The sequence below is a fragment of the Kitasatospora sp. SUK 42 genome (genome assembly GCF_015776785.2).
Taxonomy (GTDB): Bacteria; Actinomycetota; Actinomycetes; order Streptomycetales; family Streptomycetaceae; genus Kitasatospora.
The window spans coordinates 521,371-534,634 of the sequence record NZ_LFMD02000002.1; the positions used below are offsets into that span (position 1 = coordinate 521,371).

At 73.7% G+C, this 13,264-nt stretch carries 11 protein-coding genes; 4 read left to right on the forward strand and 7 right to left on the reverse strand.

What is annotated here, in order from left to right:
- The first annotated feature begins 248 nt into the window (after positions 1-248).
- Positions 249-1,427, forward strand: coding sequence for a serine protease (locus tag RZ50_RS02185; RefSeq protein WP_196952158.1), 1,179 nt, complete (start codon positions 249-251; stop codon positions 1,425-1,427).
- Positions 1,428-1,467: 40 nt separating this feature from the next.
- Positions 1,468-2,586 (forward strand): serine protease, encoded by a 1,119-nt coding sequence (locus tag RZ50_RS02190; protein ID WP_196952157.1) that lies wholly within the window; start codon positions 1,468-1,470, stop codon positions 2,584-2,586.
- A gap of 66 nt (positions 2,587-2,652) precedes the next feature.
- Here the strand turns inward: RZ50_RS02190 and hflX are convergent, their stop codons facing one another.
- From hflX to miaA, 5 genes are all read right to left on the reverse strand, one after another.
- Complete coding sequence (gene hflX / locus RZ50_RS02195; protein ID WP_196952156.1) at positions 2,653-4,155, reverse strand: GTPase HflX; 1,503 nt, start codon at positions 4,153-4,155, stop codon at positions 2,653-2,655.
- Positions 4,152-6,530 carry a bifunctional (p)ppGpp synthetase/guanosine-3',5'-bis(diphosphate) 3'-pyrophosphohydrolase gene (locus tag RZ50_RS02200; protein ID WP_217680198.1) on the reverse strand — a complete coding sequence of 793 codons (2,379 nt, stop codon included), beginning with the start codon at positions 6,528-6,530 and terminating at the stop codon, positions 4,152-4,154. The genes hflX and RZ50_RS02200 overlap by 4 nt, the downstream gene beginning before the upstream one ends.
- Positions 6,531-6,633: 103 nt before the next feature.
- Positions 6,634-7,545: a diaminopimelate epimerase gene (gene dapF / locus RZ50_RS02205; RefSeq protein ID WP_196947521.1), complete on the reverse strand. Its 912-nt coding sequence runs from the start codon at positions 7,543-7,545 to the stop codon at positions 6,634-6,636.
- 126 nt (positions 7,546-7,671) lie between these two features.
- A complete protein-coding gene (locus tag RZ50_RS30015) occupies positions 7,672-8,184 on the reverse strand; it encodes a hypothetical protein (protein WP_196947520.1) in 513 nt (170 codons plus the stop codon).
- 227 nt (positions 8,185-8,411) lie between these two features.
- Positions 8,412-9,356, reverse strand: a complete 945-nt coding sequence (gene miaA, locus RZ50_RS02215; RefSeq protein WP_196947519.1) for a tRNA (adenosine(37)-N6)-dimethylallyltransferase MiaA — start codon at positions 9,354-9,356, stop codon at positions 8,412-8,414.
- 177 nt (positions 9,357-9,533) lie between these two features.
- Here miaA and RZ50_RS02220 point away from each other — a divergent pair, with 177 nt between their 5' ends.
- Positions 9,534-9,788, forward strand: a complete 255-nt coding sequence (locus tag RZ50_RS02220) for an antitoxin (RefSeq protein ID WP_196947518.1) — start codon at positions 9,534-9,536, stop codon at positions 9,786-9,788.
- Between the two features lie 18 nt (positions 9,789-9,806).
- Here the strand turns inward: RZ50_RS02220 and RZ50_RS02225 are convergent, their stop codons facing one another.
- Both RZ50_RS02225 and miaB read right to left on the reverse strand, forming a co-directional pair.
- Positions 9,807-10,505: a hypothetical protein gene (locus RZ50_RS02225; RefSeq protein ID WP_196947517.1), complete on the reverse strand. Its 699-nt coding sequence runs from the start codon at positions 10,503-10,505 to the stop codon at positions 9,807-9,809.
- Positions 10,506-10,582: 77 nt separating this feature from the next.
- On the reverse strand, positions 10,583-12,100 hold the full coding sequence (gene miaB / locus RZ50_RS02230) for a tRNA (N6-isopentenyl adenosine(37)-C2)-methylthiotransferase MiaB (RefSeq protein WP_308271221.1): 1,518 nt from the start codon (positions 12,098-12,100) through the stop codon (positions 10,583-10,585).
- A 141-nt stretch (positions 12,101-12,241) separates the two neighbouring features.
- Between miaB and RZ50_RS02235 the strand changes: the two genes are divergently transcribed.
- Positions 12,242-13,261, forward strand: coding sequence for a TAXI family TRAP transporter solute-binding subunit (locus tag RZ50_RS02235; RefSeq protein ID WP_196947516.1), 1,020 nt, complete (start codon positions 12,242-12,244; stop codon positions 13,259-13,261).
- Positions 13,262-13,264: the final 3 nt, after the last annotated feature.

The window sequence follows — 13,264 nt, forward strand, 5'->3', positions numbered from 1 at the left end:
ACCTATCCCTGATGGGTGATCACAAGGAAGGCTCACTCGTCCAGGTGAAGATCGAGGGTTGTCCGCCCCCGGACGGCATCACCTTGCTGTAACGGTGGGGCGGCCGCTCCCCCTCATCACGGATCGGTGACCTCCGCCCGGCACCGCAACCTCGGGGGCGGCGCCGACCGTCCTGGTCTGCAATGGAAGACTCCAGGGCGGCGAGCCGCCGCACGACAGTCCGACCGAGCACAGGGGGAAGCGCACAGATGCCATCGATCCACCGGTCAGCCCTGGCTGCCGCGCTCGTCACGGGAACACTGCTCGCCGCGAGCGCCTGCGGGCCCGACGGTCCGGCCGGCGGCGAGCACGCCGCGCCGCCCGTCGCCACCGGGACGACCGGCTCCGCCGCCCCGGGCGGTGGCGGCGTCATCGGCGGGATCACCCTGCCGTCCGGCCTGCCGACCAGCCTGCTGGAGGGCCTGCCGAAGACCTGGGACGACCTGCGGAAGTGGAAGTTCGAGGACTGGGACAAGTGGGCGTCCAAGCACGTCTTCAACAACCCGGTGGTGAAGGACTTCTGGAACCCGGACAAGATGGGCGACGCCAAGCCGGCGGACCCGGCACCGCCCACCGCCAAGCCGGCCGCCGACGACGGCGGGACCGACCCGGAGCCCGCGGTGGTCAAGGCCGTGCCGGCGCCCCGCCCGTACCTCAAGCAGCCCTCCGGCAAGGTGTTCTTCTCCGCCCAGGGCGGCCGCGGCAACTGCTCGGCCACGGTGATCGCCGATCCGCAGCACCCGGGCAAGAGCAACCTGGTCTGGACGGCCGCCCACTGCGTGCACGAGGGCAAGGGCGGCAACTTCTACAAGGACCTGGTGTTCGTCCCCGCCTACAACAACTCGGGCGCCTCCAGCGGCGGGAAGAAGGCCCCGCTGTCCGAGCTGGCCCCGCTCGGCACCTGGTGGGCCGACCAGGTCGTCACCTCCCCGCAGTGGATGGTCGAGGGCGGTCCCACCGGCGACGCCGCCAACCAGTACGACTTCGCCGTGATGCGGGTGCACAACCAGAACGACACCGGCAAGTCCCTGGAGGAGACGGTCGGTTCGGCCGCCCCGGTGTGGTTCGACGCGCCCCGCGACCAGCTCAAGGTCTCGGCCTCCGGCTACCCGCTGGTCAAGCCCTTCGACGGCCAGGAGCTGTACCGGTGCGACGGCGGCAAGCCGACCCGGCTGTCCTTCGACGCCAAGCGCCCGGCCATGCTGACCATCGGCTGCGACATGACCCAGGGCGCCAGCGGCGGCGGCTGGTTCGCCACCATGCCGGACGGTCGGACCGCGCTGGTCAGCAACACCTCGATCGGCACCCAGGACCACACCTCGCTGAGCGGCCCGTACCTGGAGACGGTCGCCAAGCAGGCCCTGGACTGGATCTCCAGGAAGCAGTAGCCGCACCCGCGGCCGGTACCACCACGGGGGACGACGCACCATGCCGATCACCAGCAGCAGGGCCCACAGGCTCACCACGGCCGGCGCCGCGCTGCTCGCCGCGCTCACGCTCAGCGCGGCCGCCTGCGGACCGGACGGCCCGGCCGCCCCGGCCGCGCCGCCCGCCGCGCTCCCCAAGGCCGCGCCGACCAGCCTGGGCGACCTGAGCGGCTGGAAGCTGGAGGACTGGTCCCGGTACGTCGCCGACAGCGGCTTCAGCGGCCAGCCGGCCGCCGGCTACTGGTCGACCGCCCGGATGGACGCCGCCCGGGCCCGGGCCACCCCGGAGTACTCGCTGACCTCCGCCGCGCCGGAGACCGTCCAGCGGGACGCCCCGCCGGCCCCGGTCCCGGCCGAGGCCCAGCCGCACCCGTACGGCCCCGGCACGGCCGTGGTCGGCCGGCTGTTCCTGAGCACGGCGCAGGGCGACGCCGCCTGCTCCGGCACGGTGGTCTCCGACCCGGCCAACCCGGGCCGCAGCAACCTGGTCTACACCGCCGCGCACTGCCTGCACGACGGCAAGGGCGGCGGCTGGGTGAAGAACCTGGTCTTCGTGCCCGGCTACAACCGGGACGGCCGGGCGGCCCGCGGCAAGCCGTCCCCCGACCAGCAGGCCGCCCCGTACGGCCGGTGGACGGCGGTGCGCGCGCTGGTGTCGCCGACCTGGCTCCAGGAGAGCGGCGCCGGCCCGCGCAGCCAGTACGACTACGGGATCGTCCGGGTGCGCGGCGAGTCCGGCTCCGGCCCGTCCCTGGAGGAGGCGGTCGGCGGCTCCGTCCCGGTGTGGTTCAACGCCCCGCGCGAGCAGATCACCTCGGCCGCCGCCCACGGCTACCCGGTGGAGCGGCCGTTCGACGGCCTGGAGCTGGAGCGCTGCGTCTCCCCCGCCCCGCCGGGCCGGCTGTCCTTCGACCGGACCCGGCCGCCGATGTACGTGATCGGCTGCACCATGACCGGCGGGGCCGCGGGCGGGGGCTGGTTCATCACCAGGGACGGCAAGCCCAACCTGGTCAGCGTCAGCGCGCTCGGCGACCGCAACCCGGCCGGGTACCTGGCCGGGCCCTCGCTGCAGGACCAGGCGAAGCAGGCGTTCGACTACTTCGCCAAGAACGTCAGGTAGCGCGCCCCCGCCGCAGAGCGCGAAGGGCCCCGGACGCGATCGTCCGGGGCCCTTCACACGCGGCGGTCAGCCCTGCAGGGCCACCGCGAAGTGCTCCAGCTCCGCGGCCAGCTCGGCCGGCACCTTGGCGTGCAGCAGGGTGCCCTCGCCGGTGTGCTCGGCGCCGAGCAGCTCGCCCTCCTTGTGCACCCGGGAGACCAGGGCCCCCTGGGTGTACGGCACCAGGGCCCGCACCTCGACGGCCGGGCGCGGCAGCTCGTCGTCGATGAGCTTCAGCAGCTCCTCCATGCCCTCACCGGTGCGGGCCGACACCACGATGGCGTGCGGCTCGCGGCGCAGCAGCCGCTGCAGCACGTGCGGGTCGGCGGCGTCCGCCTTGTTGATCACCACGATCTCCGGCACGTTCTGCGCGTCGACCGAGACGATGACCTCGCGGACGGAGGCCAGCTGCGTCTCCGGCTCGGGGTGCGAGCCGTCGACCACGTGCAGGATGAGGTCCGCGTCGGCGACCTCCTCCATGGTCGAGCGGAAGGCCTCGACCAGGTGGTGCGGCAGGTGCCGGACGAAGCCGACGGTGTCGGCCAGGGTGTAGACCCGGCCGCTCGGGGTCTGGGCCCGGCGCACGGTCGGGTCCAGGGTGGCGAACAGCGCGTTCTCCACCAGGACGCCCGCGCCGGTGAGCCGGTTGAGCAGGGAGGACTTGCCGGCGTTGGTGTAGCCGGCGATGGCCACGGACGGCACCTGGTGGCGCCGGCGCTCCTGGCGCTTGGTGTCGCGGCCCTTCTTCATGTCGGCGATCTCCTTGCGGAGCTTCGCCATCTTCTCGCGGATCCGGCGCCGGTCGGTCTCGATCTTGGTCTCACCGGGGCCACGGGTGGCCATGCCGCCGCCGGAGGAACCGGAGCCACCACCACCCATCTGCCGGGACAGCGACTGACCCCAGCCGCGCAGTCGCGGCAGCATGTACTGCATCTGCGCGAGCGAGACCTGCGCCTTGCCCTCCCGGGACTTGGCGTGCTGGGCGAAGATGTCCAGGATCAGGGCCGTCCGGTCGACGACCTTGACCTTGACCACGTCCTCCAGGTGGATCAGCTGGCCGGGGGTGAGCTCACCGTCGCAGACCACGGTGTCGGCGCCGGTGGAGGCGACGATGTCGCGCAGCTCCTGCGCCTTGCCGGAGCCGATGTAGGTGGCGGCGTCGGGCTTGTCGCGGCGCTGGATGACGCCGTCCAGCACCTCGGAGCCGGCCGTCTCGGCGAGCGCGGCGAGCTCGGCCATCGAGTTCTCCGCCTCCTCCAGCGTGCCGTCCGTCCAGACACCGACGAGCACCACGCGCTCCAGGCGCAGCTGGCGGTACTCGACCTCGGTGACGTCTTCGAGCTCGGTGGAGAGGCCGGCGACCCGGCGCAGGGCGGCGCGCTCGCTGCGGTCGTACTGGTCGCCGTCGTAGGTGTGGCCGAGGTCCTCGTCGATGGCCGCGAGGTCCTCGTCCATGAGGGCTTCCGCCCGCAGACCGTCGAGGCGGCGCGGGGCGTCGGCGTGGTCGCGGGTGTCGAACGTGGAGGTCATTCTGTCCTTTGGTCGCTGGAGTGCTGCGGCGAGGGCCCCTGGATCTCACCGGGGCTCCTGTGCCCTGAGAACGCCGTGGACCGGCCGTGAATTCCCCACGATGGTCGCACGCCCGGCGGCGGCCGGTCACCCCCATTTCCCCCGGCACGCCCGGGGTGGCGCGCCCCGCCCGTCTCCGGTGCGTGCGGGCGGCTCACGTCGTACACCCCGGAGACCTTGAGCATCGCCCGCATCAGGGCCGGCAGCGCGCCCGGCTCGGGCAGCTCGACGGTGTAGGTGTGCCGCACCCGCAGCTCCTGCGGCGGCTCGACCTCGGCGGAGACGATGCCGACGCCCACGGCGGAGATCGCCGCGGTGAGGTCGGCGAGCAGCCGGGGCCGGTTCAGCGCCTCGGCCCGCAGGGTCACCCGGTGGCCGGCCGCCGGGGCGCCCTCCGGCCGCCAGCGCACCTCCAGCTCCGCGCGCCCGTCCGCGCGCAGCCGCCGCCCGGCCGGACACCCTGCCCGGTGCACCGCCACCGCGCCGCCGCGGATCGGGTAGCCGGTCACCTCGTCCGGCGGCACCGGGGTGCAGCAGCGGGCCAGCCGGACCGGCGCCTCCGGCCGTCCGGCCACCTCGACCGGGGCCGCCCGGCGCTCGTCGGCCCGGTGCGCGGGCGGGGCGGGCTGGCCGCCGGCCGGGCCGGTGCGCACCACCGGCAGCCGGGCCGGGTGGTCGGCCAGCCAGCGTTCGATGGCCAGCCGGGCGGCGGGGGTGCGGGCGTGCGCCAGCCACTCGGGCGAGGGCCCGGAGGGCTGTCCGCCGCCCGGCTGGACGCCCTCGGTGAGCACCGCGAGCACGTCCCCGTCCTGCAGCGTGGTGGACAGCGCGGTGAGCCGGCCGTTGACCCGGGCGCCGATGCACCGGTGGCCGGTCTCCTCGCCGAGCAGGTAGGCCGCGTCCACGCAGCTGGCCCCGGCCCGCAGCTGAAGCGTTTCCCCGCACTCCGTCACCACGGTGATCTCGCGGTCGCCCGCCAGGTCGGCGGTGAGCGCGGACCAGAAGGCGTCCGGGTCGGGCGTCTCCTGCTGCCACTCCAGCAGTCGGCTGAGCCAGCCGGGCCGGGCCGGGTCGGTGCGGTCCAGCTCGTCGGCGTCCTGGGCGGGGCCGGCCGGGGACGGGTCGCCGAGCGCGACCACTCCGGTCTCGGCCACCTCGTGCATCCGCCGCGTCCGCACCAGCACCTCGACCACCGCGCCGCCCTCCAGCGCCACCGCGGTGTGCAGCGACTGGTACAGGTTGAACTTGGGGGCGGCCACGAAGTCCTTGAACTCCCCGGGCAGCGGCGTCCAGCAGGTGTGCAGCTCGCCGAGCACGGCGTAGCAGTCGGCGTTCTCCTCCACCACCACCAGCAGCCGCCCGAAGTCGGCCGGCTGCGGGCCCTGCGGCCGGCCGTCCCGCCCGGGCGCGGCGGCCCGCTTGAGCAGCACCCGGTGCAGCGAGACGCAGTGCCGGGGCCGTACGGTCACCTCGGCGGCGACCCGGGCCTCGGCCAGCTGGCGGGCCAGCTGCCGGGCGAAGGGCTCCAGCAGGGTGTCCGGGGCGGCCTCGTGACCGGCCATCAGGGCGCGGGTGTCGGCGTGCTCCTCGGGGTGGAGGGTGGCGAAGACGATGTCCTCCAGCTCCGTCTTGAGCACCTGGATGCCGAGCCGCTCGGCCAGCGGGATCAGCACGTCCCTGGTGACCTTGGCGATCCGCAGCCGGCTGGCCGGCTTCATGTGCCGGATGGTGCGCATGTTGTGCAGCCGGTCGGCGAGCTTGATCACCATCACCCGGACGTCGTCCCCGGTGGCGACCAGCATCTTGCGGAAGGTCTCGGCCTCGGCGGCGGCGCCGAAGTCGACCTTCTCCAGTTTCGTCACCCCGTCGACCAGGTAGGCGACTTCGGGCCCGAATCCGGCACTCACCTGATCCAGCGTCAACTCGGTGTCCTCAACGGTGTCGTGGAGCAGTGAGGCGACCAAGGTGGTCGTCCCGGCGCCGAGTTGGGCCAGGATCATGGTGACGGCCAGCGGGTGGGTGATGTACGGCTCGCCGCTCTTGCGCAGCTGCCCGCGGTGGCTGGCCTCGGCCAGCCGGTACGCCCGGGCGAGCAGTGCGAGGTCGGCCTGCGGATGGCGCCCCCGGTGGACCCGGACCAGCGGTTCCAGGGCGTCCGGCACGGGCTGGCGGCCGGTGGCCAGCAGTGCGGCCCGCCCGGCCCGGCCGAGGGCGGCCAGGCCGAACTCTCCGAGGGGGCGCCTGGCCCCGGTCTGCCGTGCGCTCGTCGGCTGGCCCGCGAGGGGCTGCCCGGCTTGTTGCAACCCCTCCAAGGGACTATCAACCCGCTGGTCCATGCCATAGAGCAGACCACGTTCCGTGGCGAATTGCGCCCCCCTCGCAAACAGGATCACCCGATCAGGGGGATTCGTTGCCGCACGAATTGGGCAAACCGGGCCGTCAGCCGCGGCGCAGCGACTCCCACCAGCGCGCGTCCAGCCGCCCCTCGGCCACGATCACCGCCGGCCCGGTCATCTCCACTCGGCCGTCCGGGTGCTCGGTGATGACCAGTCGGCCGCCCAGCACGTCCACGGTGTACGCGACCGCCTCGCCGGTGACCGCCGGATCGGCGCCGTCCCGGCGGATCGCGGCCACCGCCACCGCGCAGGCGCCGGTGCCGCAGGAGCGGGTCTCGCCCGAGCCGCGCTCGTGCACCCGCATCGCGACGTGCCGCGGGCCGCGGTCCACCACGAACTCGACGTTGACGCCCTCCGGGTAGGCGCCCTCGGGGCTGGTGAGCGGCGCGGTGAACAGGTCGCCGGCGTGGTCCAGGCTCTCCACGAAGGCCACCGCGTGCGGGTTGCCCATGTTGACGTTCAGGGCCGGCCAGCGGCGCTCGCCGACCGCGACCTCGATGCCGTCCGGTCCGGGCAGCCGGGCACGGCCCATGTCGATCGTGACGTCGCCGGGCGTGCCGTCCGCGGCGGCCTCGGCGACCTTCGCGGTGAGCACCCCGGAGCGGGTGGCGACGGCCAGTTCACCGGGCTCGGCCAGGCCGGCCTCGACCAGGAAGCGGGCGAAGACCCTCAGCCCGTTGCCGCACATCTCCGCGATGCTGCCGTCGGAGTTGCGGTAGTCCATGAACCACTCGGCCCGGTCGGCCAGGTCCGCGGAGGCCGGGTCGGCGGCGGCGCGCACCACGCGCAGCAGGCCGTCCCCGCCGATGCCGGCCCGCCGGTCGCACAGCGCGGCGACGGCCTCCGGGCCGATCTCCAGCTCGCCGTCCGGGTCCGGCACGATCACGAAGTCGTTCTGGGTGCCGTGCCCCTTGAAGAAGGGGAGACCGGCCCGCTGAGGAGAGGAAGCGCTCACCCCTCCGATGGTACTGAGGGCGGGCGGACGCCTCGGCGCGGGTCCGTGGGTACGGACCCCGGCGCGGATCCGTGTGCACGGGCCCTGGCGCAGGTCCGTGGGTACGGACCCCGGCGCGGACCCGGCTCAGCGCAGGTAGGCGACCCGCCAGACCGCGAGCGCGCAGGCGGCCAGTGCGATCAGGGTGTAGGCGACGATCGCCTTCCAGCCGGCCCGCCGGCCGGAGCCGCGGCGCGGCAGCCCCGGCCACTTGTAGCCGGCGTGCCGGGCGGCCATCGCGCCCCAGCCGAACGAGGCGGCGGTGAACAGCAGCCCGAGCATCCCGACCATGGTGGCCCGCGCCCCGGCCGAGCCGAAGGCGAGCGGGAAGGCGAACATCAGCGAGCCGAGGATGCCCAGCAGGGCGATCGGCAGGATCTGCCACCAGCGCAGCCGGCGCAGCGGTCGGATCTCCCGTTCGTGCACCGCGCCCTCCGGCGGGGTCCGGGTGTCCAGCGCGGGCACCGCGGCCGCGTACGAGGTCGGCGCCTCCAGGCCGGTCAGCACGGGGAGGTCGCCCCTCGTCGACTCGTCGAACTCCTCGGCCGGTGCGGTGACACTCCCGCCCTGACCGGGTTCGGGGCCGGTACCCGTCGACACTCGGCCTCCCCTGACAGTTCGACACGAGCGGACTCGCGGCCGGGCACGGTCGGCCCCCCGGGCCGACCCCTACGGCATCGATGATGGCATGTCCAGAGGGGCGTTCCGGGCCTGTCCGGGGTCGGCGGGTGATCCGTGGCCATCACGTGATCGGGTCGTGACCCCCGGTGCGTTCTGCACGGTCACCTGCGCGCGCAGGTGCACCGCCGAATTGGCCGGAACTGCACCTACGCGGCCGGAACTCCCTGATGGTCGATCAGTTCGAGGGATCGTTCCAGCAACTCGACCGGGTCGGTTCCGGCCGGACGGGAGAGCCAGTGGATCCGGTCGTCGCGGCGGAACCAGGACTCCTGGCGGCGGGCGAAGCGCTTGGTGGCCCGGACGGTCTCGGCCCGCGCCTCGTCCTCGGTGCACTCTCCGGCGAAGTGGTCGAGCACCTGCTGGTAGCCGAGCGCCCGGGACGCCGTCCGCCCCTCCCGCAGGCCCACCCGCTCCAGCGCCCGCACCTCGTCCAGCAGCCCGGCCTCCCACATCCGGTCGACCCGCAGGGTGATCCGCTCGTCCAGCTCGGGGCGCGGCACGGCGACGCCGAGCTGCACCGCCTCGTACACGGCGGTGTTGCTCGGCAGGTTGGCGGTGAACGGCAGCCCGGTGATCTCGATGACCTCCAGCGCGCGGACGATCCGCCGCCCGTTGCTGGTCAGGATCGCCTCGGCAGCCGGCGGGTCCAGCTCGGCCAGCCGCCGGTGCAGCGCGTACGGGCCGACCTCCTCCAGCTCGGCCTCCAGCCGGGCGCGCACCGCCGGGTCGGTGCCGGGGAACTCCATCTCGTCGATCGCCGCCCGCACGTACAGCCCGGAACCGCCGACCAGGACGGGCGTGCGCCCGGCCGCGAGCAGCCGGTCGATCTCGGCCCGGGCCAACCGCTGGTACTCGGCGACGCTGGCGGCCTCGGTGACGTCCCAGACGTCGAGCAGGTGGTGCGGCACTCCCCCGCGCTCGTCCATGGTGAGCTTGGCGGTGCCGATGTCCATGCCCCGGTACAGCTGCATCGAGTCGGTGTTGATCACCTCGCCGTCGAGGCTGCGGGCGATGGCGACGGCCAGGTCGGACTTGCCGGCGGCGGTCGCGCCGACGATGCAGATGACACGCGGGGTACGGGAGCTGCTCACCGCTCCAGTCTCGCAAACCGCCGGTGTGCCGGGTACCGGGCTGCCTCTTGCCGCCGACTGCGCGAGGATATGACTGTTCCCGATCTGTTTCCGGCCGTTCCCGCAGCTCGGTCCGGTTTTGCGAACGCTTTGCCGACCACGGACGTTGACAGGAGACAGGGAAAGAAGGAGATCGACATGGGCCTGATGGACAACCTCAAGGGCAAGGCCGACGAGCTCAAGGAAAAGGCCAGCGAGCTCGCGGGCAAGCACAGCGACCAGATCGAGCAGATCGTGGACAAGGCCGGCGGCGCCATCGACAAGGCGACCAAGGGCAAGTACAGCGACAAGATCGAGCACGGCGCCAGCAAGGCCAAGGACGCGGTGGGCGACTTCGCCCACAAGCCGAAGCCGGACGACGAGGGCCAGACCCCGCAGCCCCCGCAGCAGTAGCCCCGACGGGCCCCGGGCTCAGCTCCAGGACGCCACGAAGTACCCGACGCCGTAGGGCGCGTCCTGGTAGCCCAGCCGTGCGCTGAGGCCGGCGCCCTCGGCGGCGCCGGCCAGCACCTGCCAGGGAGCCCGGCCCTCGGCCTTGAGCTCGGCGGCCAGGGCGGCGTCCAGGGCGGCGAGGGCCGGGAGGTCCGCCGAGCCCAGGGCGGCGGCCAGCGCCGCGTCGTAGCCCTCGGCCCGCTCGTCCAGGTAGCCGGGCGCCTTCAGCGAGCGGCAGGCGCTGCCGTCGCCCAGCACCAGCAGGGCGACCCGGTCGGCGAGGCCGGCCAGGCCCTGGCCGAGCCCGAGCATCCGGTCGGCGGGGGCGTCGGCGGGCACCGCGCAGGCGTGCGTCGGCAGGGTGACCCCGGCGCGCTCCAGCAGCCAGGCGCCGATGGTCAGCGAGGACGCCAGCTCCGGCCCCTCGACCCGGTCGCCGGGCAGCTTGGCGACCAGCGGCACCCCGTAACGGTGGAAGGAGCCGGCCCCGCCCTCGGTCCACACCTCGGCCTCCGGCCCGGTGCCAACCACCACGACCAGCTGCGGCTCGGCCGCGACCAGTGCCGCCAGCGCCTCGTCGCAGGCGGCCCGCAGCCCGTCCAGCTCGGGCGCGGCCCCGGCGGCGACCTCGGGAACGAGCAGCGGCGGGCAGGGGCACACGGCGGCGGATACCAACATGTGGATCACTCTAACCAACGACAACGACGGCCCGGCGGGAATCGAAGCTCCCGCCGGGCCGCCGTACGGCACGCGTGTCAGTCGCCGCAGCAGGCGCCGCCCGCGGGGGCGGCCAGCGGCAGTTCGGCCGGGGCACCGATCTTCGGCAGGCCGAGCATGACGCCCGTCGAGGAAGGGGCGGCCGACTTGTCGGCGGGCTTGGCCTGGCGCTTCTCCCAGGCGTCGCCGGCCCGGGTGCGGCGCACCGACAGCGTCGGGCCCTCGGCGAGCAGGTGGTGCGGGGCGGCGTAGGTGATCTCGACGGTCACCGTGTCGCCCGGGCGCACCGGCTCGTCCGGCTTCGTGAAGTGCACCAGCCGGTTGTCGGGGGCGCGGCCGGAGAGCCGCTGGGTCTGGTCGTCCTTCTTGCCCTCGCCCTCGGCGACCAGGATCTCCAGGGTGCGGCCGACCTGCTTCTTGTTCTCCTCCCAGGAGATCTCCTCCTGGAGGGCGATCAGCCGGTCGTAGCGGGCCTGGACGACCTCCTTCGGCACCTGGTCCGCCATCTCCGCGGCCGGGGTGCCGGGGCGCTTGGAGTACTGGAAGGTGAAGGCGTTGGTGAAGCGGGCCTCGCGGACGACGTGCATCGTCTCCTCGAAGTCCTCCTCGGTCTCGCCGGGGAAGCCCACGATGATGTCGGTGGAGATGGCCGCGTCCGGCATCGCCTCGCGGACCTTGCGGATGATCCCGAGGAACCGGTCCTGCCGGTAGGAGCGGCGCATCGCCTTGAGCACCCGGTCCGAGCCGGACTGGAGCGGCATGTGCAGCTGGTGCATCACGTTCGGGGTCTCGGCCATCGCGGCGATCACGTCGTCGGTGAAGTCGCGCGGGTGCGGCGAGGTGAAGCGGATCCGCTCCAGGCCCTCGATCTGGCCGGCGGCGCGCAGCAGCTTGGAGAAGGCCTCGCGGTCGCCCAGGTCGGAGCCGTAGGCGTTGACGTTCTGGCCGAGCAGGGTCACCTCGATGACGCCCTCGTCCACCAGCGCCTCGATCTCGGCGAGGACGTCGCCGGGGCGGCGGTCCTCCTCCTTGCCGCGCAGCGCGGGGACGATGCAGAAGGTGCAGGTGTTGTTGCAGCCGACCGAGATGGCGACCCAGGCGGCGTACGCGGACTCGCGGCGGGTGGGCAGCGTGGAGGGGAAGGTCTCCAGCGACTCCAGGATCTCGACCTGGGCCTTCTTCTCGACCGCGGCCCGCTCCAGCAGAGCCGGGAGGTGGCCGATGTTGTGGGTGCCGAACACCACGTCGACCCAGGGGGCGCGCTTGACGATGGTCTCGCGGTCCTTCTGGGCCAGGCAGCCGCCGACGGCGATCTGCATGCCCTGGTGGCGGCCCTTGACCGGCGCGAGCTGCCCGAGGTTGCCGTACAGCTTGTTGTCGGCGTTCTCGCGCACCGCGCAGGTGTTGAACACGACCAGGTCCGGGTCGCCGTCCGGCCCGGCCTTGACGTAGCCCGCGTCCTCCAGCAGCCCGGACAGCCGCTCGGAGTCATGGACGTTCATCTGGCAGCCGTGCGTGACGACCTTGTAGCTCTTCAATCCGCTCTCACCGCTCACCAGACCAGGGTACGGGCAGCCGCGAGCCGCCTTTTCCCGGAGCTTCGCCAAGGCGGTCCCGGGGCTCCGCCGGACCGGTTCCGGAGCTTTCCACCCGTCGTTCCACTCCCGTTCCGCCGGAGCGCCTGGCAGTATCCCTGCATGGCCCCCACCAACCCGTCCCGTCTCGGCGCCGCCGTGCGCAGCGCGGCCCGCAGCCCGCTGTGGCGGACCGTGCTGGCGCTGGTACTGCTGGTCGCCGGACTGGGCGGCTGGTGGCTGTCGGCGGGCCGCTCGCCCGGCTACCCGCGCGGGGAGACCCGCTTCGCCACCGGCGTGCAGCGCGGCGTCTACGACCGGTACGGGCAGCTGCTCCAGGCCCATGTGTCCCGGACCATGCCCGGGGTGCGGCTGGCCCTGGACAACACCGAGGGCTCGGTGGACAACCTCACCCGGGTGGCCACCGGCCAGGACACCTTCGCGATCGCCACCGCCGACGCGGTCGCCGACTACCAGGGCCCCGGCAGGGACCGGCTGCGGGCGATCGCCCGGCTGTACGACGACTACCTGCAGCTGATCGTCCCGGCCTCCTCCCCGGTGCGCCGCACCGCCGACCTCAAGGGCGAGCGGGTCGGCGTCGGCCTGCCGCAGTCCGGGGTGAACCTGGTGACCAGGCGGCTGCTGACGGCGGCCGGGCTGGACCCGGACCGCGACATCGTCCCGGTCTCGGCGGGCGTCGGCGACGCCGCCGACCAGCTGCGCGAGGGGAAACTGGACGCCTTCTTCTGGTCCGGCGGCCTGCCCACCAGCGCGCTCACCGACCTCTCCGACCACGTCCGGATCCGGATCGTGCCGCTGGCCGACCTGTCCGAGGCCCTGCACAAGGCCGAGGGCGGCGGCACCGACGCCTACCGGGCGGCCACCATGCCCAAGGGCACCTACCCGAACGCGGAACCCAAGGACGCCGTCGCCACCATGGCCGTGCCCAACCTGCTGATCACCCGGGACGACGTGGACCCGGGCCTGGTGGAGGGCATGACCCGGGCGGTGATCGACAGCCGCGACCAGATCGGCGCCCAGGTGCACGCGGCCCAGCTGGTCGACCTGCGCACCGCCGTCTACACCGACCCGCTGCCGCTGCACGAGGGCGCGGCGCGGTACTACCGCTCCGTGAAGCCCTAGCGG

Excerpts from the sequence above, each read along its gene's own strand:
- RZ50_RS02185 (WP_196952158.1), top strand. The coding sequence starts at position 249 with ATGCCATCGATCCACCGGTCAGCCCTGGCTGCCGCGCTCGTCACGGGA.
- RZ50_RS02190 (WP_196952157.1), top strand. The coding sequence starts at position 1,468 with ATGCCGATCACCAGCAGCAGGGCCCACAGGCTCACCACGGCCGGCGCC.
- hflX (WP_196952156.1), bottom strand. The coding sequence starts at position 4,155 with ATGACCTCCACGTTCGACACCCGCGACCACGCCGACGCCCCGCGCCGC.
- RZ50_RS02200 (WP_217680198.1), bottom strand. The coding sequence starts at position 6,530 with ATGGACCAGCGGGTTGATAGTCCCTTGGAGGGGTTGCAACAAGCCGGG.
- RZ50_RS02220 (WP_196947518.1), top strand. The coding sequence starts at position 9,534 with ATGGGCCTGATGGACAACCTCAAGGGCAAGGCCGACGAGCTCAAGGAA.
- RZ50_RS02225 (WP_196947517.1), bottom strand. The coding sequence starts at position 10,505 with ATGTTGGTATCCGCCGCCGTGTGCCCCTGCCCGCCGCTGCTCGTTCCC.
- RZ50_RS02235 (WP_196947516.1), top strand. The coding sequence starts at position 12,242 with ATGGCCCCCACCAACCCGTCCCGTCTCGGCGCCGCCGTGCGCAGCGCG.